The following is a 19,972-nucleotide window of genomic DNA, read 5'->3' on the forward strand; positions in this document are numbered from 1 at the left end:
GGATTGGCCGCCGTCTATGCAACCGCATATCCGTTGCGGCTTGCGAATGGACCAAACGACGTTCACCGCAGCAAGATGGGCAAGCTGCAGCTGCGCAAATACGCGAACTCAGCACGTCCAGTCATTATCTCGAACCAATGCGGAAAATTAGCGGAGCTTTCCAATGAAGATCGGTATTGTTGGCGCGGGGCTGATGGGGGCAGAAATCGCCTTCATTTTTGCGCGTGCCGGGCAGTCGGTGCTCTTGAACGACAGATCGGAAGAAGCCCTTCACAGCGCCATTGCGCGGCTCGATCGCCTTTATGAGAAGGGGGTCGGCCGTGGCTTCTACGAGGCCGGCCAGAAGGAGGCCGTTCTCGGCTGTATTGAGACGACGGTCGATCGCGAGCGCTTTGTGTCGTGTGACTTTATCACAGAGGCGGTTTTCGAGCGCGAGGACGTCAAGGCTGATGTCTTTCATGAACTTGACGAGATCTGCCGCTCCGATTGCATCTTTGCCACCAACACCTCAACGATCCCGATTTCGGCACTGGCAACTCATGTTAGGGAGGCGCGCCGGTCACGATTTGTCGGCACTCATTATTTTTCGCCAGTGTCGCGAATGAAACTGGTTGAGATCATTCCGGCGTTCGACACGTCATCAGAGACCCTCGACTTCGTAAAGCATCTATGCTCAGAGGCAGGCAAGACACCTGTTGAGATCAGGGACGTGACGGGATTTGCGGTCAACCGGCTTCTCCATATCTTCATGATCGAGGCTGTCCGCCTCGTGGAGGAGGGGGTCGCGACGCCCGAACAAATCGATACGGTATGTCGTCTCGGGCTCGGGCATCCGATGGGACCTTTCGAGCTGATGGACGCGACCACATCGAGTCTGTGCTTGCAAGCACAAGAAATTATGCATGAAGCCTACGGCGAGCGCTTCCGGCCACGTCCCTTGATGAAGCAGCGAGTCCGCGCAGGTTTGGTCGGCGGCGCGGGCAGACCTGGTTGGAGATCGTCCGGTAGTCGCTAGGGAACTCGATGCTAGTGTCTGTTCAGGTGCGTGCGCTCGGCTCAAGCGCCGCACGGCATGTATGGCCACTTGGCGCAAAATCCTCCGTCAAGCAGCATGACACTGCCTTTGTCCTGAGCCTCAATGACGATCTCGGCGCGACCGCAGCTCGGGCGCGACCAAATCGGCACCCATGTCGGGCCAAGATTGCGTTTTCCGAAGATGGACATTGGGACGTAGCGGGCTCCGCGGATGATCTCCCATCTCGATCACGGACCCTTAGCGTTCAGTCCAGCAACGGTGGCGGTTTAGCAGCTTCATTCTGCCGCAGTTCTCCTTTCAAGATCTTACCGTTCGCGTTGCGTGGCAGGGGCAGGGTACGCAACGTGATCGTTTCCGGCACCTTGTAGTCCGACAGCCGCTCGACGCAGAATTTCTTGATGGTTGATTCCGCGAGCACGGTTCCTTCGGCGACTACGACCTCGGCGTGCACGCGCTCTCCAAGAACGGGATCGGCACGACCAACGATAGCGCATTCCAGGACGCCATCGAGACTGCAGAGCACGTTCTCGACCTCGGCACTGAACACCTTGAAGCCGCCGCGGTTGATCATGTCCTTTTTGCGATCGAATACGCGCACAAACCCCTCGGCATCCATCGTGCCGATGTCACCCGAACGCCAGAAGCCGTCGACGAACTCGCTTTGGTTTGCATCGGGCCGCCGCCAATAGCCGGGGACCACCATCGGGCCAGCGATCCACAGCTCGCCTGGCGTACCGCGAGGGACCTCGATCCCTTCGTCGTCGACCACCTTGATCCGGCCGCATGGAACGGTCATGCCAACACTGTCGATGTGTCCGCGCCATTGCGTTCCCGGCATGATGGTCGCCGGCGAGGTCGTCTCGGTCGCGCCATAAGCGTTGAGGAGTTGGAGGTGAGGCAATTTCACCGCCAGCATCTCGATTGTGGCCACGGGCATCGGCGCGCCGCCGAAACAACCGATCCGCCAGGCAGACAGATCGTGATTCCCGAGCTCCGGCGACATCACGCATAGCGTATAGATGGTCGGAACGAGGATCGAATAGGTGATCTTCTCGCGGCTTGCGAGAGCGAGAAAGTCCGAAGTCTTGAACGCCTGACGCATCAGCACGACGCAGCCGCCGACAACCATGATCGAGAGCGCGACCCCGACCAGCCCGGTGATGTGCGACAACGGGACAGCAACCAGCGCGCGGTCCCTCTCGTCCAATCCATGACAGCGCGCGAAGGTGAGGGCGGAGTGGATGATGCCGAGATGCGTCAGCTGCGCACCCTTCGTGCGCCCTGTGGTGCCAGACGTATAGAGGATAATGGCAACGTCTTCTTCCGACAGGTCCGCGGCTCGGGCTGTAGACGCGTTCGGGGCAAGCAGATCGGCAAACGGCCTTGCATCGGCAGCCGCCCCGCGGATAGCAAACCGGTGGGTGAGCGAGGGCACGTCTTGCGGCGGCGGAACGGCATCGACGAGATCGCTCTCAAAGACCAGTGCCTTGGCGTCGCTGTCATTCAGTAGGAAGGTCAGCTCAGCCCGTCGCTGACGCGTGCCAATCGGAACCACGATGACGCCGATCCGGTTGCAGGCGATCACGCAGGCCAGGAATTCCCAGCAGTTTCCCAGGAACAATGCGACGCGGTCGCCGCGCGCCATGCCGAGGCCGGCGAGATTGGCGCTGATCGCGCCGACCAGATGATCCAGCTCGCGATAGCTAATCGCGCGATCCTCGACGATGGCCGGTCTGTGTGGAACGCGATGCACGAGATCGTTGAACATCTCCACGAGCGTGGTAGGCCGTTCGGGGAAACACAGCATCATCCGGCCATCATAATGCATTTCGGCACGGGGCGTTCCGCCCAAGCCGTTGTCCGTCCAAATACCGTCTTGCATCTCGAGTTTCCGTCTTCACTGTTTCATCCGCGAGAGCACTCGTCCCCGCGCTCAGGCATTCATCTTTTCCAGCAGCCACTGCATTGCCTAAGGCCTTTCTTCTTTATCAACGCGGCTAACTTCGGCGTCTTGAGCCTTTCTGATCATCTCCACTACATATTCGGTGGTCGTTCTATGATGGGCGCGTAACAGCGCGCACGCCAAATCCGCATCGCGGGCCACGGCGGCGTCGACGATGGCCTTGTGCTCAGCTCCGACATCGCGTTTTCCGGAGTTGGCACTGAAGACGATGGAAGCTGCCTGCCTATATCTCGAACTGTGTTCAATAAGTGTTTGAATGAAATGCAGCAGCCATTTCGACCCGCACGCGGAAACAAGATGGAAATGAAATTTGCAGTGCTGTGCTTCCCAATCCGGATTGTTCGCCAAGGGTTGGCCGCTGAGTCGTAACTGGATATGTAGCAGTGCATGATAGGAGGAGATGAGATCGATCTCCCATTGAAGAGATCCAGTTTCTATCGACTTGCGCAGCGCGATACACTCCAGTTCGGCACGCTGTGTCTGGACATCCACAACCTCCTCGTCCGATATTTCGGCAACCCTGAATCCACGTTGATCCTCCACCGTGATGAAGCCGGTCGATGACAAGCGTGACAGCGCCTCGCGCAATGGAATGGCACCCGCATCGTAACGCTCAGCCAAATCCCTCATGGTCAGTCGGGCGCCGGCTTTGAGGGCCCCACTCAGCACATCCTGGCGCAACCTCTCGGTCAGGATGGAGGCCATGGTCCTCTTGCCGCCAGCGACGGCTAAAGTCTTAACGGAAGACATATGTCTGGTTCCAGTTTATAGAATCTGGCCAATTGCATACATTGACCGAGGCATCCCTATTTAGCAATTTTGCCATATTCCATCACCTTCAGCTGTGGGATGAGCGGCTTACCCCGGATCAGCGGCGGGCTCGGAAGCTCCTCCAAGAAGCGTATAATATACGAACCTCTAAATATATATAATCATGTTGACCGCCTTTGCGGTCAGCACTACTGTAGGGAACGGATACAAGCCCGCATAATCGGGACGCAATCGGATTGCTCATGCGGGCGAACATTGTTTTCGCCCTTCAGCTAGAGCCCGCGACAGCAGTGCCGACTCACGTCAGGTCGCTGAGCAACGACTGTCTACCAGGGAGAACCAATGCGTCTTGTTTCATATTATCCTGAAGGCCGAGCGATGCGCCGCAAGATTGCGATGGGCGTACTCGTGGACGACAAGGTCGCGCCTCTGACTGACATCGATAGCTTCTACGACCACGTTCCCAAATGGAAAGAGCGTGCCCGTTCACAATTCAAGGGCACCATGTCTCTTGCCGAACTCGATTTGGCGCCTCCAGTGCCGATCGGCGCCAAGATCATTTGTGCTGCGATCAATTATGTCGCGCACGGGAAGGAATCGAACCTTCCTACGCCCGAGTTCCCGAATCTTTTTGCACGGTGGACATCAGAATTGGTCGTCGACGGCTCGCCGGTGCCGGTCCCACGGGCGGAGCCCGAAGGCCTAGACTGGGAGGTGGAGTTAGCGGCGATCGTCGGTGACACTCTGATCGATGTGGAGGCCAGAAAGGCCGAGCGCTCGATGCTTGGTTACACCGTCGCGAACGATATTAGCGCGCGGGCATCACAGGTCCAAATGACCAAGCTGTCTACCGGCCAGTGGTGCCTGGGCAAGAATCCGGACAAAAGTGGTGCGATCGGCTCCGTCGTGGTGACAGCCGACGAATATAGCTATCGCGGGCAAACGCTTGAGACTCGCGTTAACGGACAGACGATGCAATCCGGGACTACCGACGACATGGTCTTCAGCGTCGGCGATATTGCCGCTTTTGCATCGCGCCATGTCACTCTGAGGCCGGGCGATGTCTTACTCACTGGAACGCCTGATGGAGTAGGTTACAGCCGCAATCCCCGAATTCTGATGCGGCCAGGCGATAGCGTCACAGTGAGCATCTCAGGCTTGGGCAGTGTGACCAATCCAATCGTCGATGCAAGCCACCGCGGATAATCACCATTAAGGAAAGGACGCCAATGGGCAGACCCGCAGAAGCAGGACGTGTTCTCATGAAGGTCGAGACATTGCTGCCCGACAGCGCGCTTACCCGCGAGCAGATTATCGAGCGGAATTTGCGCGCGGTCGAAGCTCATTTTCACAACGAAAATCCTGAACATATCGATGAGGCAATTGCGCTGTACGCCGACAAGGTCACTTGGGAGGCACCTAACCGCGGGATCGTGATGACCGACAAGAGCGAGATCCTGAAGGCGTATCACGGAATTTTCCGTTCTGTTGTGTACCACAGGACTACTCCGATCCGGCGCTTCGCCACCGAGACGTTCGTGTTCGACGATCAAGTTAGTGTTGCGACGTTAGTTGGAGATGAAATGCCTAATGTCCCCTTTCCAATTGGAACCCGCATGTCGGTGCGGCTGACCCATGTGTTCCAGATGAAGGACGGCAAGATCGAACGCGAGATCGCATACGAGATGTTCCGCAAAGACGGCGCCGTCAATGATCACGATTTCATTCCAGATAACTCGATGACGATCACTTTTCCGGAAGGTGACGCTGCAGTGGTGACCCGGCTCAAATAAGCTCACATCGACGAAGCATGCCTTGCTATTTGGCTATCTGAAACGAGAGGGGATCGGGGTGGTTGAGCAGCGATTCGCGTGCGCTTCGACGTCAGTCCGCGCACTGCCTAAAAAGCCCGAGGTGGGAAATGTCAAACAAGGCTGTCAGCCTGCTTGCCGCCGCGCTCATGATTGTCAACGCGCAGATAGCTCGTGCTGAAAAGAAATACGATTCTGGCGCGAGCGACACCACGATCAGGATCGGAAATACCGATCCCTACAGTGGACCCAATTCGGCCTACGCAATCATTGGCCACATCCAAGCCGCTTATTTCAAGATGATCAATGAGCGGGGCGGAATCAATGGCCGCAAGATCGAATTCCTCTCTTATGACGACGCCTATAGCCCTCCGAAAACGGTCGAACAAGTTCGCAAGCTAATTGAGGCCGATGAGGTGCTTCTGCTGTTCAGCCAGATGGGCACGCCTACCAATTTGGCCATCATCAAGTATGTTAACGCCAAGCGCGTGCCGCAGCTGTTTATTGCTGCAGGCGGCACCCTGTTCGGAGATCATGTACAATATCCTTGGTCGATGGGCCTTCAGCCGCACACCCAGGGCGAGGCTCACCTTTACGGCCGCTACATCGCGGAGAACTATCCCAACGCCAAGATCGGCGTACTGTTTCCGAATGATGGGTTCGGACGCGACAACATTGTCGGGTTCAAGCACGGCCTCGGCAAAGCATCATCGAACATTGTTGCCGAACTGACCTACGAGTCCACCGAGCCCACGATCGATTCGCGCCTCGTGGAGATGCGCGCAGCCGGCGTCGAAGTGTTTGCCAATCTTACTCCAGCTAAATTCGCAGCTATGGCGATCAGGAAGGCTGCCGAGATGGGCTGGAAGCCCGTACATATCCTGCAAAGTGCGTCGGCTTCAGTAGGTTCTGTGCTCAAGCCCGCTGGGCTCGATAACTCGAAGGATATTCTGACTGCGCACTACACCAAGGATCCCGACGATCCTAACTGGGCGGACGATCCGGGCATGAAGGAATTTCTCGCCTTCCTGGCCACGTACATGCCCCAAGAGAACAAGAGCAATGCTCTCTTAGCGTATGGATTCATGTCTGCCCAAGCGCTCGTGCACGTGCTCGAACGATGCGGCGACGAATTGACCCGGGCGAACGTCTTGAGGCAGGCAGAAAGTCTCGATCATCTTGAGCTCGGGCTTCTGTTGCCGGGCATTACCCTCACGACGTCGCCCATCAATCACTATCCGATTAGACAAATGCAGATGCATCGGTTCGACGGTTCGAGTTGGTTGCGGTTCGGCCCTATCCTCAACATGGACTAGGGCGGTTGGCTGGCCGCGCTCGCTTTGTGACGTGCACATGATGAAAAACATCCGGCTACGGGGCTGCTGTTTGATCATGTCACAGAACAATTAGGCAGGCCGACTTCCAGGCCTATCGCGCTCCGGCCGCCGTTCATCAAATGATTCAGTCCGCGTCTCTCTCATCGAGCACACGACCTACTCCACCGAAGCATCCTCAAATGGCATCGCCTGGGTCTGCCAGGATTCGGGCGGCGCAGGGCCCCAGCCGCCTGCGAGGAGCTTGGTCATTTCCCAGCGGATCGGCTCGTCCTCGATGTCCATGGTTTGGTAGTGGGTGTTGAACAACTCGATGCGATGGCCGTCGGGATCGCGCAGGTAGACGAAACGCGCGTAGCCCGGGGCGAAATGCCGGCACGGGCCGAACTCAATGTTGCGGCCGTAGCCCTTTTCCGCCAGCAGATCGCAGATGAACATCAGGTGGTGCGCTTCCGGCACCATGAATGCCGCGTGGTGCAGCCGCGGCCCCTGTCCCGGCACAAAGACGATGTCGTGCGGATTGCCCTTGCGCTGCAGGAAAACGAAGTCGGGTTCGTTCGACCCTTCCAGCGAGACGTATTCGGACAGCCGGAAACCCATGCTATAGTAAAAATCGAGCGCCCGAGCCACGTGCGGCGTGACGATCTGGAAATGATCGAGGCGCTGCGGACAGGCACCGTGGAATTGGCTGGCTTGCAAAATCAGCCGTTGCCGCGTTTCCATGGTGGCGCAGATTTCGAGCGGCGAGCCGACGGCGTCGTTGACATGCAGCGTACGGCCCTGATGCGGCACCGCCACCCACGATGGCACCAGGCCCGCTTTGGTGAAGTGCTGCGCGGCGATCTCAAGGTCCTCCTCGGTCAGCACGCGGAACGCGACGCGTAGCGCGCACGGCGCCTCGCCCTGTTCCAGTACTAGGCTGTGATGGCAGGCCTCTTCGAGTCCGCGGAGATAGAGCCGGCCGTCGTCCTCGCCGCTGACCACGAAGCCCAGCGTGTCCACATAGAAGGCCTTGCTGCTTGCAAGATCCTTGACCCGCAGCACGACGTGGCTGGCACGGGTAATATTGAAAGGTGGCCGGTAGACTGGCTTCGGGATCGGCATTAGATGGGGCCTCCGCTGATGTTTTCGTAGTTCTGAAATTCAGACGAGCCCGCGGTATGAGCCGCCGTCCAGTTGCAGGTTCTGCCCGGTGATGAAACCGGCCTGAGCGCTGCACAGATACGCGCAAGCATCGCCGAACTCCTCCGGTCGCCCGAACCGCTTCGCCGGCAGCGATTCGGCGATCCGCGTGCGCGCCTCCTCAAAGGTGATGCCGTGCTGTTTCACCATCCGCTCGGCCATGAAACGCTGGCGGTCGGTATCGATGCGCTCGGGCAGTAGGTTGTTGATGGTCACGTTGTCGGCAGCAACGCTCACCGACAGCGCCTTGCAGGCGGCGGTAAGCCCGGCGCGGGCACCGCAGGAAAGCTCCATTGACGGGTGAGGCGACTTCACCATCGCGGAGGTGATGTTGACGATGCGTCCAAACTTGCGCTGCCGCATGCCGGGCAGCACGGCCCGGATCAGAAGCAGCGGCGCCAGCATGTTCTGATCGACCGCCTCGATCCAGTCGTCGTGGCCCAACTCGACGAAGTTGCCGGGCGAGGGACCGTGATTGTTGTTGATCAGGATGTCCGGGTCCGGGCAGGCCGCGATCAGAACCTCACGCCCGCTCTCCTCGGCGATGTCGGCCTGCAGCGCCGTGACCTTCTTTCCGACCGCGCGTTCGATTTCCGCAACCGCATCGACCAGTCGGGCCTCGTCGCGGCCATTGATGAAGACCCGGCAGCCTTCGCGAGCCAGCGCGATTGCGCAGGCAAGCCCCAACCCCTTGGAGGACGCACAAATCAGCGCCGTCCGCCCTTTGATGCCCAGGTCCAAGACTGCCTCCAAATATATATTGCTAGCCTAAATAACCATGAATATAGATATTATTGATAACGATCAACTGGCTTTTTTCGCGACGGGCATTTCCATGAAACCTGTGGTTCCATCAGAAACGCTGGCCACGGCGGCATATCAGAAGCTCCGTGCCGAAGTGATCGGCGGCATATTTCCGTTTGGCCGGAAGCTAAAGATCGGCGCGCTGTGCGAGCGCTACGGGGTGAGCGCCGCGCCGATGCGGGAGGCGCTCAACCGGGCGGCCAAGGATGGCCTGGTCCAGCAGTCGGACCAGCGTGGCTTTTCGGTCGCGCCCCTCAGCGTGGAGGACCTCGACGACCTGTTGCAGACCCGCCTGGTGCTGAATGAGTATGCGCTACGCAAGTCCTTCGAATTCGGCGGCCACGAATGGGAAGAACAGGTCATGCTGGCATGGATGCGGCTGGATCGCATCCCCTACAACCCGGTCTCGACCGAGGCGGCCTGGGAGCGCGCACACCGGTTGTTTCACGCGAGCCTGCTGTCTGCCTGCCGCGCGCCGCGCGTCATCGCCTATTGCGACCAGCTGTTCGACAGCAATGACCGTTATCGCTTCATGGCGCGGACCTCGCGCACCCGCGCGCCGCGCCGCAATGACCACAAGCTGATCACCGATGCCGTGATCGCGCGCCGGCCGGACGATGCGGTAGCGCTGCTGAGCGAACATTTCACGGAAACCGCCAACCGGTGCAGGGAGCAACTGATGCTTGAAGGGCGCGCCCAGCCACCCGCACGCTCGCGCTCGTGAGCGCGACTCCCACGAGCGACAAGCACTGCAGCTGGCATCACCATGTCGCAGCTTTTATTGGAGCCGCCGCTGTGTCGGCACCCCGAGAATTGATCATGAATCGCTGTGCGGTTCGGCTGGCCCCTTACTACCATCGAGACGGCGGCGCCGCGCGCGCCACCGTCGATAACATTCGCAGCGTCAGACTCCGCGATGGAATGGGCGTCTCCAGCGCCGCCGCCGCGCTCTGGCGGCAGTGCTGGGAAAGGTTCAACGCTTTGAGCATCGACGAGAAAGCCGCGGCACGATGACGGGAGCAAGCCAGCCTGGTCCGCCAATGGCTTCGCCACCGCCTGACGTGGCGGCGAAGATACGCGCCATCGGCTCGGTGATCGACCCGGTCGGCACGGCAATGATCTACGCGGAAGCGCTGGCGAGCCAGCCGACGGAGGGCGTCGACCTCGCTCGCGATGTTCGATACGGCGATGCGGAGCGGCTTGCTCTAGATATCTATCGGCCGGCGGCGGCGCGGCGGACAAGTCCCGTCGTCATCTTCTTTCACGGCGGCGGTTACAGCCGCGGCGACAAAGCGGACCGCAGCAACATCGGCTATTTCTTCGCGCGTCACGGCGTAGTCACGCTGATCGCAAACTACCGGCTGGCTCCGCGGGATCGATGGCCATCAGGCGCGGAGGATGTCGTGGCCGCCCTGCGCTGGGCGCAACAAAACGCGGACAGCCTCGGAGCCGACTCCGGGCGCATCGTGCTGATGGGAGAGTCAGCCGGGGCGGCCCATGTCGCTCTGGCCGCACTGGTCTCCCGCTTTCACGACGGCAAGCCGCTCGGCGCGGCGGGTATCGTCCTGGTCTCGGGTTCCTATGACGTTGCGCTGGAAAAGCGGGCGGCCAGCGCATTCGGCATCCCGGCGCCCGATCTGCGAAACGAGGGGTATTTCGGCGCGGATTTTTCGAAGTATCCTGACATGGCGACGGTCCGCCTGATCGATGCTACTGACGTGGCAGCGCTGATCGTTTACGCCGAACATGATCCAGCCCAAATGCAGGTTCAGGCAGGCGAACTTTTCGCCGCCCTGGCCGGCAGGGCCGCGATCTGCCCGCAATTACTTAGGGCGATCGGGCACGGGCACATATCGCAAATCTGCTCGTTCAATACCGACGACACCAGTGTCAGTGAACCGGTGCTCCGTTTCGTGCTGTCCGCCGGCAACATTCCAGAACTTGGCAACACGCCATCAACGACTGACAGATCGATGGAACAGCTTTTCGAACTCGAACAGCGGCGATGCGCAGCCCTGTCCAATGGCGACATCGCGGCGCTCGGCGAACTGCTGACCGGCGGTTATCGGCATATCCATGCATCCGGTCGGATCGATGACCGGCACGACTATCTGTCAGGAATCGCCAAGAACCCGCGCAGAGTCACGCGTTCAAATCTTGACATCCGGATTTACGATGATACCGCGATCATGACCGGGAACCAGCTTAACGAATTCGCGAGCGGGAAAATCATGAATGGCTGCTGCCAGCAGGTCGCCATCCGAAGGAACGGCAAGTGGCTGTACGTTTCCGGGCAGCTCACTCAATATTGACGCATAGCGGCATCGGACGAACTTGCGATACGGCTGCGACCGACGGTCGGAGAAATCTTATTGGGCTGGCAGACTGCGTCCAAAAAAGCATCGTGCAGTCGGCGAAGGGGCGCGCGCTGTTGCTGCTTCGGCGCGCGTAAGCCCGCTGGTCAGACGCAGCCCGTCCGACCAAATCAGTGCTGCCCGTTCGAAACTCGGGAATCCGCAGGATTCCACTTCCGAGTTTGTCGCCGGCCAGTTTTAGAATTAGAGGGGCATGTCGTTCAGTGACCAGGAATGGAATCGCTGCCGGCATAGATAGGTAAGCACGACGGCAACGCAGATTCCGATGGCGATCGGTACAGAGGCGATGGCAAAAAATTGGTCTCCGGTGACATGCCGTCCCATCAAGAAGCCGCCAAAGAGTGGACCGAATATTGAGCCCAACCGGCCGATCGCCATCCCCCATCCTATACTGTTGCCACGTATCGGCGTTGGGTACAGCATGCCGAATGCGGAGTTGATCGCGGACTGTGTTCCCGACACACAGATACCGGCAACAAAGATCAGCCAGGGAAGCCGGCCGCGATCGACATATCCAATTGCGGCAATGACCGGCACCGCTATCAGGTAGAAAATGGCGACTGCCAGGAATCCGTAGCGGCTAAATACCAGCGTCATAACCAAGCTACCGACCAAGCCTCCCAGGGCAAAGAAAGTGACAGTCAACGCGGCGCTCGCTGGCACGAGACCCAGATCTCGCAACACGGTCGGTGCCCAACTCGCGATCAGCAAATTTGTGAACAGGCCGATGGCCGCGAGCGCCCAAAGAAGGGGCGTTATTGCATGCATCCCATTCCGATACGGCACGATGGGAGACAGAGAGGCTTTTGCGTCCGGAACATGCTGAACGATGCGGGTCGCATCATCCCATGCGACGTTTCGATCGATCGCACGAGCCATCTTTAATACCTTGGAGCGGCGTTTGGGGTCGAGCGCAAGGAACTTGATCGATTCCGGCAACAGGAAGACTAGCGCGAGTGCCAGCAGGATCGGGCAGGCACCTCCGACATGAAAGAGGATTGGCCATCCCAATTTCGAAACAAGATAGGCGGCGACGAGGCCGGGGACCAAGGCTCCGACTTGAACGCCAAGTTGGACGATAACGAGCAATGACCCGCGCGATGCGCGCGGAATCGATTCGGACACGAGAGCCGTGACATTTGGGATGATGCCCGCCAAACCCAATCCTGCAACAAATCTCAAAACGAAAAAGTGAGTTGCGGTATCAGCAAATACGGTCACCCAAGTAGCCGCGCCGAACAGCAACGTTGCAGCCACGACCAGCGGCTTCCTGCCAAATCGATCCCCCAGATATCCGGCGATCGGTGTTCCGATCAGCATGCCGATCAGGCTCGCGCTCAGAATCCAACCCATAGAGCCGCGATCGATATGGAATGCGTTGATGATCTCCGGCGCTGAAAATCCCATGACGACGAGATCGAACCCGTCGGCAATCATCGTGATCAGCGGCCAAATCACCAGGTTGATATGAAATGCGCTTATGGGGCGATCGTCGACAAATTGGTCGAGATCGACAGAATTCGGATCGTTCAGTTTAACTTTCGCGCTGCGGATGCTGGCGACGCCGCCTGTCAGTTTCATGAGGTCCCTCCCAGGACTTCTCTTGCGTTTCGTCTTGTTGCTGGCCGACAGGGGCGCGGGCTTTCTTATGAGCCTCTGCGCCGAACGCAATCTCTCGTCGCGGAACAACGAGAGTCAGAGTCTGCATTTCCTCAAGTCGTCGGCCAATCGTTTCTTCCCAATCGTCGTTCTTGCTCGCTTGCGTTAAGTTGTCAGCAGTCCGGGCGCTCGCTCGCGGCGGATTGCGTCTCATCCTGGGGCAGGAGCCGCGCCCTGCAGCGATCGGCCGTTTCCTGGAAATGCCGCTTCAAATGCGCGACAGCTTCGTCCGGCTGCCGCGCAATAACGGCGTCCGTGATCGATTTGTGATCATCAAAGCGAGGCTCCTTGGCTGGAGCGGTCCTCGCCATGAACCGGTAGCGATCCGCGCTGTCGAACAGCTGGTCACAATAGGTGATGATCCGTGGCGCTTTGCATGCCGAGATGAGTGATCGGTGAAAGACACGATGCGCGCTTTCCCAAGCAGGATCGATCGCCCCCGGTGTGTAGGAAATACGAGAAAGGCGATGCCACGAAACCAGAACCTGCTCTTCCCATGCAGCTCCACCGAACTCGAAGGAGCGCCGGAGGCCGATTTCATTCAGGAGCAGGCGCGTCTGAAGCAGGTCGTCAAGATCCTCCACACTCAAGGGGGCGACGGAGAATCCGCGCTGTTCCGATTGGCTGACGATGCCGTCCTTTGCAGCCCGATTCAGCGCCTCGCGCATAGGCGCAGTACTGACCTCATAACGTTCACAGAGCTCGAGAATCTTGAGCTTCGCGCCGAACGGAAACGTCCCCGCGATCACGTCAGTGCGCAGTTTCAAATACGTGGCCGTAGCCAACGTCTCGGTAGAGAGGGCAGTTTTCATGGGGTCATAAAAAAGAAAATGTTTGTCATCACCAAAAAATATAGATATTACTGCCATGAAAAGTCAATAATATATTCCGGTGGAACAATGGATCCGGGACTGGGTGGAAGGACGGTTATCGTCTGCGCGTCTTCCAAGGATTTGGTACTTGCCTGTGCGCCGCCGCTGGCGCCCGCGTGGTGCCGCGTTCTCACCAGCGAGCGAGCGGCAATCCAGCGCGCTGACGGGCTATCCGAGGCGCATATCACCATGGAAAGCGGCTCGGTCGAATCTGGTGGAGGCGTGCCCCGAACCGGACATCGACAACGATCGCGGCCGGCGCCCGGCAGTTTTGTCCGCCCCAACCACGCCGCATGGAGCGCGACGATCGAGCTGAAGATACTCGCGCCTTTCCACGTTGCCGGTTGGTATGCGCTCGCGACAATTCGGGTGGACCCTCGATATAACCTCGGCGATTGTGAAAGCGACGTATTCGATCCTAGAGCTTTCTCCGGCGCGCGAGCGGGACTGATAGCTGCTGCGAAGACTCTCTCGCGAGCGTTGGCCGCGAACAATGTGTCGATCAACAATCTGGTGCTCGACACCGATCGCCAGAAATCTGGCCGAGCGTAATGGCCCAGCACGGTATCACCATGGTTGAACCGCGCCCGCATTGCCAGTTCGCTGCCGGTCAAGAGTTTGTGCCGAGGAATTCGACGACACCTTCGCGTCCCCGTGCAGCGTGCAGGCAAGGCATGACCTAATCCGAGTGTCGGCTGGTTTGATGCTCATGATTCAGAATTTCACGGATGTACAGAGAGCAAGATAGCGGAGGCAATATTGATAAGTCGGGAAGAAACGTTCGCTTTGATCATCGGTGGCGGACCGGTCGGTCTGTCACTCGCTCTCGATCTCGGCCGGCGGAATGTCCCCACGATTCTGGTCAACCAGGGGACGGTGACGGCGCAGCATCCCAAATGCAATTACTCCAATACGCGCACCATGGAGCACTTTCGTCGGTTGGGCATTGCTTCAGAGGTTCGACGATCCGGACTGGGTGCCGACTTTCCGCGTGCCGTATCGTTTCGCAATCGCTTTACGGAATATGAACTCGGCCGCATCGAGCTGACGTTCCTAAAAGAGAGCGTTTGGCCGGGCCCCGAATATCCGCACAACATTTCGCAGCTGTTCTTGGAGCCAATACTAAAAGCCCATGCTGAGACACAGGACGGCATCGATATACGGTTCGGCCACAAGGCATTGGAAATCACGATGGACGAAGACGGCGCGACCGTCTTGGTCGAAGAATTGAAGAGTGGCGCAAGATACGTTGTCCGCGCCGCCTACGTCATTGGATGCGACGGCGCAAGTAGTCTGGTCCGTCAGACCATCGGTTCGAAGCTCGTCGGCGAAAATGGTTCGATCGTCCGCAATTTTGTTTCCGGCACGATGATGGCTTATTTCATACGATCCCCCACGCTTTACGGAAAATCCCGCGCCACGCCGGCCGTCTTGACATGGATCGTCAATCATGACGCACGCGGCTTCATCATGTCGCAGGATGGCCGTGAGAAATTCATCGTTCATTATCAGGTTCCGCCAGGTGTTGATTGGCAGAACCTAAAGACCGAAGATGTGATGGCACGGATGTTGGGCCCAACCGCAGATTACGAAGTCCTCTCCTCGGGTCCGTGGCGGGGAGGACTAGCACTCGTCGCTGACAAGTACTCTGACGGACGCGCCTTTATCGCCGGCGACGCCGCCCACCTATATACCCCTCTCGGTGGCTTCGGCATGAACACCGGAATCGGCGATGCTATTAATCTCGGCTGGAAACTTGCCGCGATGCATCAGGGCTGGGGCGGGCGCCACCTCACCGAGTCGTATGATCCCGAACGTCGGCCGATCGGCACGCGTAATTCTCAGATTGGAATCCACTGCGCTGCGCGTAAGGACAAGTGGCACATCCCTGCCGACATCAATGAAGACTCCCCGACGGCCGAAAAGTCGCGCGCGTCCTTTGGCGCCTTCATTGCGGAGGACGACAGGGACGAATACGCGACGCTGGGAATACAACTAGGCGAGCGCTATTTCTCGCCAGTGGTCGTTCCGCCAACTGAGTCACCGGCGGTCGATTCTTGGGATCGATATACGCCAAGCGACGCGGCTGGCGCACGGGCACCTCATTTCTTGCTCGATGAACAAACATCGGTTTATGACGCGTTTGGGTTCGATTTTGCGCTGATTGCGTTTGCAGGGGCGGACAGTGAGCCAATCGAAAGAGAAGCTGCGTCTTGTAAGCTGCCAATCCGCACTGTGCGGTCGGCGAAGCTGGATCCGCAGTACAAACACCTACTCGTCCTTGTTCGGCCCGATGGGCACGTCGCTTGGTCAGGCGACCGGGCCCCGGCCGATGCTCGCGCACTAATCGACCGTATCCGCGGCGCCATTTCTTGAGCGGCAGCACGCGGCATGCGAGCGGCGAGCAAAGCCATTGGCCTTGCACCAATAGAATGATGGGAGAAGACGATCGATGCAGGTATTTCAAACTGACGTGCTAGTCGTTGGAGCTGGGCCCGCCGGCTTGACCGCGGCGGCTTTTCTCGCGCGCTACAATATCGCCGCAATTACGGTCACGAGATATAATGGCACCGCCAATTCTCCGCGCGCTCACATCACGAACCAACGTACGGTCGAGGTGCTTCGTGATCTCGGCATCGAAGACGAGATGATGGCCGAGGCTATGCCGCAGGATTTGATGGGGACGCAGGTTTTTGCAACCGCGTTCGCTGGGGAAGAACTCTGCAGGATGATGACGTGGGGCGCAGGAATCGACCGAAAGGCTGAGTACGTAGCGGCCAGTCCGAGCAGCATGTGCAACATGCCACAGCATCTGTTGGAGCCGATGATCCGACAGGCGGCGGAACGACATGGCGCGGACATGCGGTTCGGTGCGGAACTGACTGAAATTCGACAAGACGCAAACATCGTTATCGCGCGTATCCTGGAGCGGGCGACGGGTCGCGAATACGAGATCCACGCCAAGTATGCCATCGGATGCGACGGCGCGCGCAGCATTGTGGCCGAGCAGATTGGCTTTGAAATCGAAGGTGCGATGGGGCTCGGTGAGGCTTTCACCGTGTGGCTCGATGCTGATTTGTCCCGCTATACGAAACATCGGTCCGGTGCGCTCTTTTTCGTATGTGAGCCGGGAAGCGATGTGTGGTTAAGCGCATGGACCTGCGTGAAGCCTTGGACGGAATGGAATCCCTTGTTTCTCCGATTTTCACTCGACTCATCGGACATTTCTGAAGATGAGGTCCTAAAAAGGGTCCGGTCCGCTATCGGCGATCCGTCGGTTGCGGTGAAGATCAAGAAGATCAGTACCTGGAAGATCAATCATGCCGTCGCGGCTGGGTATCGGATCGGGAGAGTGTTCTTGGCTGGAGATGCGGCCCATCGTCATCCACCGGCCAACGGTCTGGGCAGCAACACGTGCATTCAGGACTCGTACGATTTGGCTTGGAAGCTTGCGTTCGTCTTATCGGGCCGAGCCGGAGAAGGATTGCTGGAGACATACAATGCAGAGCGTCAGCCCGTCGGACGTCAAGTGGTCGATCGTGCAAACAAGAGCGTCGCCGAGCTCGGACCGTGGGCCACCGCGCTTGGACTCAAGGCAGGTCAGACCAAGGAAGAGGCCTGGGCCAACTTGGATGAGCTTTATGGTCCAACCGAGACCGGGGCCCGGCGTCGGCATGAACTTATCGCAGGCCTTAAGCTGATGGATTGGCAATTTAATGCGATCGGAGTCGAACTGGGGCAGCGGTATCAATCAAAGGCGGTCGTTAGTGACGGAACGCCATTCCCTGCGTACGATCGTGATCCCGAACTGCACTATCATCCGACGACGCACCCCGGCGCTTATCTACCACACGTGTGGCTTGAGCATGAGGGGCGGAAATTGTCGACACTAGATCTCACGCGGTCTGGTCGTTTTGCCCTAATTACCGGTATCGGCGGTGACGCTTGGATCAAGGCATCACAGGAGGCCAGTGGTGAACTGGGCGTCGAGATCGCAAGCTATAAGATCGGTCCGCGTCAAACGTACAATGACCCTTTGGGGGAATGGACGAGACGGCGCGAAATCGAAGACACCGGCTGCATTCTCGTGCGGCCCGACGGTTATGTCGGCTGGCGGTCTATGAAGGAGGGAGCCGCCCCTACCTCCGAATTGCGTAAGGCTCTCAAGGCAATACTTGATCGATGAGGTTTCTCGGTAGTCGCCTTGAACGAGCGGTCGACGCCCTTAAAAAGGCGTCGGCGGCAAGAACAGTAAATCGTCGTTTATGCATGCTATAGCGCAGAACCCCGTCGCCTCAGCGTTCTCGGCGCCGCTCAGTGCGTTCGGGGCGTAACGTCGCAATGTGCTGCGACTAGGGACGCTTCAAACAACTAGACGCTTGCCAAGCATTCACGCCCTCAACCAGATCATAAGATCTTGGGTCTGTTTGGATTCATCGGGAGATTATCACGCCTGCGGCGAGATTGGATCACGGAGGCGAAGCTCTGATCGGTTGTGTCGACGCATTGCGATGCGCTTGAACTCCTTGAGCCTGCCGAAGAAGTCCCCGATGAGGTGCCGCCATTTGTACATTTCCTGATCGATTGCGAGAGGCTTTGCGTGACGCGGATGCTGGGAACTGAGGACATGGCCGGGAAAGTGACATCTCTGATGAGGATAGGTGTGACCTTTCTAACGGTGGTCTACACTTCTTGTCGGCGCAAGGTAGAGATGGCACCGCGGGTGCAAAGTAGAAATGTCACCCAGGATGGCCGGCGAGGAGGGCGGGCGGCGCGGAGCTGGGCGGGATAGCGCAGCGACGACCGCCCGGATGAGGCGCGATTATGTGGCCTTGAATATGTGTCGGTCGGCCTGGCCACGCCGACGCGGCGTCTTCTGCGAACGGCCTTCATCGCGCAGCTGCTGCTGTTCGGCGATGTAGGCTAGTACCTCGCCCAGCCGCTTGTTCTCGACGATGGCCGCCTGGTTAACCTTCTGCAGCTTGTCAAAGGTGCGGTAGGGCAGGTCGCGGCCCTGGTGCCTGATTGCGACCCGGCCATCGGGATAGTCGACGACGGTAACGCGCTGGCGGGCGAGGGGTCGAGTGATCTCGTTCGGTTCCAGCATGAACAGGACCTTGTCGTACTGCACCGTCAGATTGTTGCTTAGCGTACGCTCTTCCTTCCACGCAAACACATCGGTCAAGGGCGGGAGATCCTCGGCCGGCCGATGCCCATCCTGATTGGACTGAGGAAGCTTGCCGAACCGTGTGTTGTAGTTCGCCAGAAGCCCCGGCAGGAACGCGTTGGCAGCCTCGAGGGTCGAGATCCCAGCGAGCCGCAGCTCCTTGACCAGACGGTCTTGCAGCGTGCCAAATGAACGCTCAACGCGACCCTTGGCTTGTGGGGTGTTGGCGCAGATGATGTCGATGTTGAGCTCGTGCAGGGCCCGCCCAAATTGTGTCATACCGTCGCCGCCCTTGGCCTCGCGGTTGTTTACGCGGAAAATCGCGTGCTTGTCCGAATAGAACGCGATCGGGCGACCATGGCGCTCCACATATGTCCGGGTCTCGCGCAGATAGTCGAGTGTCGATTCCGATGGCACAAACGCGGCGTGCAGAATCCGGCTGGTGGCGTCGTCAAGATAGGCAATCAGCGAGCAGGCCGGCCGGCGGTTCTCGAACCAGTGGTGCTTGGAGCCATCGATCTGAATCAGTTCGCCGATCCGCTCCCGGCGGTTGCGTGGCTGATGCATCGAGGGCAGGCGGCGTCTGTGATCGATCCACAGCCCATCCTCAATCATCCACTTGCGCAGTGTCTCGCGCGACACCAGGCAGTTGTGGTGCTCGTGCAACTTCTCGGCCGCCAGCGTCGGCCCAAAGTCCGCATACGGCTGGCACCCGGCTGTTGCTGGGCTTGCCCCGGCGCTTCGACGCCAAGCTGGCGGCACCGTATTGCCGCAGCCCTCGCAACAGCCGAAACACCTGTCGGCGATGCAACTGAAGCACGCTGGCCGCCTCGGCCACAGTCAGTCGTTTGGCTTGCACGTCCAGAAGCACATTGAGCCGCGAAAACTCGGCTTCGCTCATCGACACCACCACGATTGCCGTTCTCCGCAACTGCATTCCAACTGAGGAGTGCCATCTCAACTTTGCGGAGGGGTGTCATCTCTATATTGCGGCTACA

The 19,972-nt window shown here is 58.8% G+C and carries 15 protein-coding genes and 1 pseudogene; 9 read left to right on the forward strand and 7 right to left on the reverse strand.

The window, feature by feature from the left end; all coding sequences use genetic code 11:
* Positions 1–163: 163 nt before the first annotated feature.
* Positions 164–1,015: a 3-hydroxyacyl-CoA dehydrogenase family protein gene (locus ABIB95_RS40905; RefSeq protein WP_354121706.1), complete on the forward strand. Its 852-nt coding sequence runs from the start codon at positions 164–166 to the stop codon at positions 1,013–1,015.
* 265 nt (positions 1,016–1,280) lie between these two features.
* On the opposite strand, the gene ABIB95_RS40910 is transcribed toward ABIB95_RS40905, so the two are convergent.
* Together ABIB95_RS40910 and ABIB95_RS40915 are read right to left on the reverse strand one after the other, a co-directional pair.
* Positions 1,281–2,918 (reverse strand): class I adenylate-forming enzyme family protein, encoded by a 1,638-nt coding sequence (locus tag ABIB95_RS40910; RefSeq protein ID WP_354121707.1) that lies wholly within the window; start codon positions 2,916–2,918, stop codon positions 1,281–1,283.
* Between the two features lie 87 nt (positions 2,919–3,005).
* Positions 3,006–3,704 carry a GntR family transcriptional regulator gene (locus ABIB95_RS40915; RefSeq protein WP_354116395.1) on the reverse strand — a complete coding sequence of 233 codons (699 nt, stop codon included), beginning with the start codon at positions 3,702–3,704 and terminating at the stop codon, positions 3,006–3,008.
* Between the two features lie 408 nt (positions 3,705–4,112).
* Here ABIB95_RS40915 and ABIB95_RS40920 point away from each other — a divergent pair, with 408 nt between their 5' ends.
* The 3 genes from ABIB95_RS40920 (at position 4,113) to ABIB95_RS40930 (ending at position 6,897) form a co-directional block, all read left to right on the forward strand.
* Positions 4,113–4,976 (forward strand): fumarylacetoacetate hydrolase family protein, encoded by an 864-nt coding sequence (locus ABIB95_RS40920; protein ID WP_354116394.1) that lies wholly within the window; start codon positions 4,113–4,115, stop codon positions 4,974–4,976.
* A gap of 56 nt (positions 4,977–5,032) precedes the next feature.
* Positions 5,033–5,563 (forward strand): nuclear transport factor 2 family protein, encoded by a 531-nt coding sequence (locus ABIB95_RS40925; protein WP_354116393.1) that lies wholly within the window; start codon positions 5,033–5,035, stop codon positions 5,561–5,563.
* A 128-nt stretch (positions 5,564–5,691) separates the two neighbouring features.
* Positions 5,692–6,897: an ABC transporter substrate-binding protein gene (locus ABIB95_RS40930; protein WP_354116392.1), complete on the forward strand. Its 1,206-nt coding sequence runs from the start codon at positions 5,692–5,694 to the stop codon at positions 6,895–6,897.
* Between the two features lie 177 nt (positions 6,898–7,074).
* Here the strand turns inward: ABIB95_RS40930 and ABIB95_RS40935 are convergent, their stop codons facing one another.
* A complete protein-coding gene (locus ABIB95_RS40935) occupies positions 7,075–8,019 on the reverse strand; it encodes a VOC family protein (protein WP_354116391.1) in 945 nt (314 codons plus the stop codon).
* A gap of 39 nt (positions 8,020–8,058) precedes the next feature.
* Positions 8,059–8,838: an SDR family oxidoreductase gene (locus tag ABIB95_RS40940; RefSeq protein ID WP_354116390.1), complete on the reverse strand. Its 780-nt coding sequence runs from the start codon at positions 8,836–8,838 to the stop codon at positions 8,059–8,061.
* Positions 8,839–8,875: 37 nt separating this feature from the next.
* Between ABIB95_RS40940 and ABIB95_RS40945 the strand changes: the two genes are divergently transcribed.
* Together ABIB95_RS40945 and ABIB95_RS40950 are read left to right on the forward strand one after the other, a co-directional pair.
* Complete coding sequence (locus ABIB95_RS40945) at positions 8,876–9,625, forward strand: GntR family transcriptional regulator (protein WP_354116389.1); 750 nt, start codon at positions 8,876–8,878, stop codon at positions 9,623–9,625.
* 316 nt (positions 9,626–9,941) lie between these two features.
* Positions 9,942–11,213 (forward strand): alpha/beta hydrolase fold domain-containing protein, encoded by a 1,272-nt coding sequence (locus ABIB95_RS40950; RefSeq protein WP_354116388.1) that lies wholly within the window; start codon positions 9,942–9,944, stop codon positions 11,211–11,213.
* A 246-nt stretch (positions 11,214–11,459) separates the two neighbouring features.
* Here the strand turns inward: ABIB95_RS40950 and ABIB95_RS40955 are convergent, their stop codons facing one another.
* Both ABIB95_RS40955 and ABIB95_RS40960 read right to left on the reverse strand, forming a co-directional pair.
* Positions 11,460–12,857, reverse strand: a complete 1,398-nt coding sequence (locus ABIB95_RS40955; RefSeq protein WP_354116387.1) for an MFS transporter — start codon at positions 12,855–12,857, stop codon at positions 11,460–11,462.
* Between the two features lie 191 nt (positions 12,858–13,048).
* Positions 13,049–13,747 carry a GntR family transcriptional regulator gene (locus ABIB95_RS40960; protein ID WP_354116386.1) on the reverse strand — a complete coding sequence of 233 codons (699 nt, stop codon included), beginning with the start codon at positions 13,745–13,747 and terminating at the stop codon, positions 13,049–13,051.
* A gap of 18 nt (positions 13,748–13,765) precedes the next feature.
* Here ABIB95_RS40960 and ABIB95_RS40965 point away from each other — a divergent pair, with 18 nt between their 5' ends.
* The 3 genes from ABIB95_RS40965 to ABIB95_RS40975 all read left to right on the forward strand — a co-directional run bounded on the left by ABIB95_RS40965 (position 13,766) and on the right by ABIB95_RS40975 (position 17,993).
* Complete coding sequence (locus ABIB95_RS40965; RefSeq protein ID WP_354116385.1) at positions 13,766–14,359, forward strand: Rossmann-fold NAD(P)-binding domain-containing protein; 594 nt, start codon at positions 13,766–13,768, stop codon at positions 14,357–14,359.
* A 207-nt stretch (positions 14,360–14,566) separates the two neighbouring features.
* Positions 14,567–16,183: an FAD-dependent monooxygenase gene (locus tag ABIB95_RS40970; protein ID WP_354116384.1), complete on the forward strand. Its 1,617-nt coding sequence runs from the start codon at positions 14,567–14,569 to the stop codon at positions 16,181–16,183.
* Positions 16,184–16,259: 76 nt separating this feature from the next.
* Complete coding sequence (locus ABIB95_RS40975; protein ID WP_354116383.1) at positions 16,260–17,993, forward strand: FAD-dependent monooxygenase; 1,734 nt, start codon at positions 16,260–16,262, stop codon at positions 17,991–17,993.
* Between the two features lie 636 nt (positions 17,994–18,629).
* Here the strand turns inward: ABIB95_RS40975 and ABIB95_RS40980 are convergent.
* Positions 18,630–19,875: pseudogene (locus tag ABIB95_RS40980) on the reverse strand (ISNCY family transposase).
* Between the last annotated feature and the right edge of the window lie 97 nt (positions 19,876–19,972).

Origin of the sequence: Bradyrhizobium sp. LA2.1 (assembly GCF_040547725.1) — a bacterium.
Lineage (GTDB): Bacteria > Pseudomonadota > Alphaproteobacteria > Rhizobiales > Xanthobacteraceae > Bradyrhizobium > Bradyrhizobium barranii.

What these genes read in the sequence shown, in the direction of transcription:
- ABIB95_RS40945 (WP_354116389.1), top strand. Translation starts at nt 8,876, where the DNA reads ATGAATATAGATATTATTGATAACGATCAACTGGCTTTTTTCGCGACG.
- ABIB95_RS40935 (WP_354116391.1), bottom strand. Translation starts at nt 8,019, where the DNA reads ATGCCGATCCCGAAGCCAGTCTACCGGCCACCTTTCAATATTACCCGT.
- ABIB95_RS40915 (WP_354116395.1), bottom strand. Translation starts at nt 3,704, where the DNA reads ATGGCCTCCATCCTGACCGAGAGGTTGCGCCAGGATGTGCTGAGTGGG.
- ABIB95_RS40905 (WP_354121706.1), top strand. Translation starts at nt 164, where the DNA reads ATGAAGATCGGTATTGTTGGCGCGGGGCTGATGGGGGCAGAAATCGCC.
- ABIB95_RS40920 (WP_354116394.1), top strand. Translation starts at nt 4,113, where the DNA reads ATGCGTCTTGTTTCATATTATCCTGAAGGCCGAGCGATGCGCCGCAAG.
- ABIB95_RS40930 (WP_354116392.1), top strand. Translation starts at nt 5,692, where the DNA reads ATGTCAAACAAGGCTGTCAGCCTGCTTGCCGCCGCGCTCATGATTGTC.
- ABIB95_RS40975 (WP_354116383.1), top strand. Translation starts at nt 16,260, where the DNA reads ATGCAGGTATTTCAAACTGACGTGCTAGTCGTTGGAGCTGGGCCCGCC.
- ABIB95_RS40960 (WP_354116386.1), bottom strand. Translation starts at nt 13,747, where the DNA reads ATGAAAACTGCCCTCTCTACCGAGACGTTGGCTACGGCCACGTATTTG.
- ABIB95_RS40910 (WP_354121707.1), bottom strand. Translation starts at nt 2,918, where the DNA reads ATGCAAGACGGTATTTGGACGGACAACGGCTTGGGCGGAACGCCCCGT.
- ABIB95_RS40955 (WP_354116387.1), bottom strand. Translation starts at nt 12,857, where the DNA reads ATGAAACTGACAGGCGGCGTCGCCAGCATCCGCAGCGCGAAAGTTAAA.
- ABIB95_RS40925 (WP_354116393.1), top strand. Translation starts at nt 5,033, where the DNA reads ATGAAGGTCGAGACATTGCTGCCCGACAGCGCGCTTACCCGCGAGCAG.
- ABIB95_RS40950 (WP_354116388.1), top strand. Translation starts at nt 9,942, where the DNA reads ATGGCTTCGCCACCGCCTGACGTGGCGGCGAAGATACGCGCCATCGGC.
- ABIB95_RS40965 (WP_354116385.1), top strand. Translation starts at nt 13,766, where the DNA reads ATGTTTGTCATCACCAAAAAATATAGATATTACTGCCATGAAAAGTCA.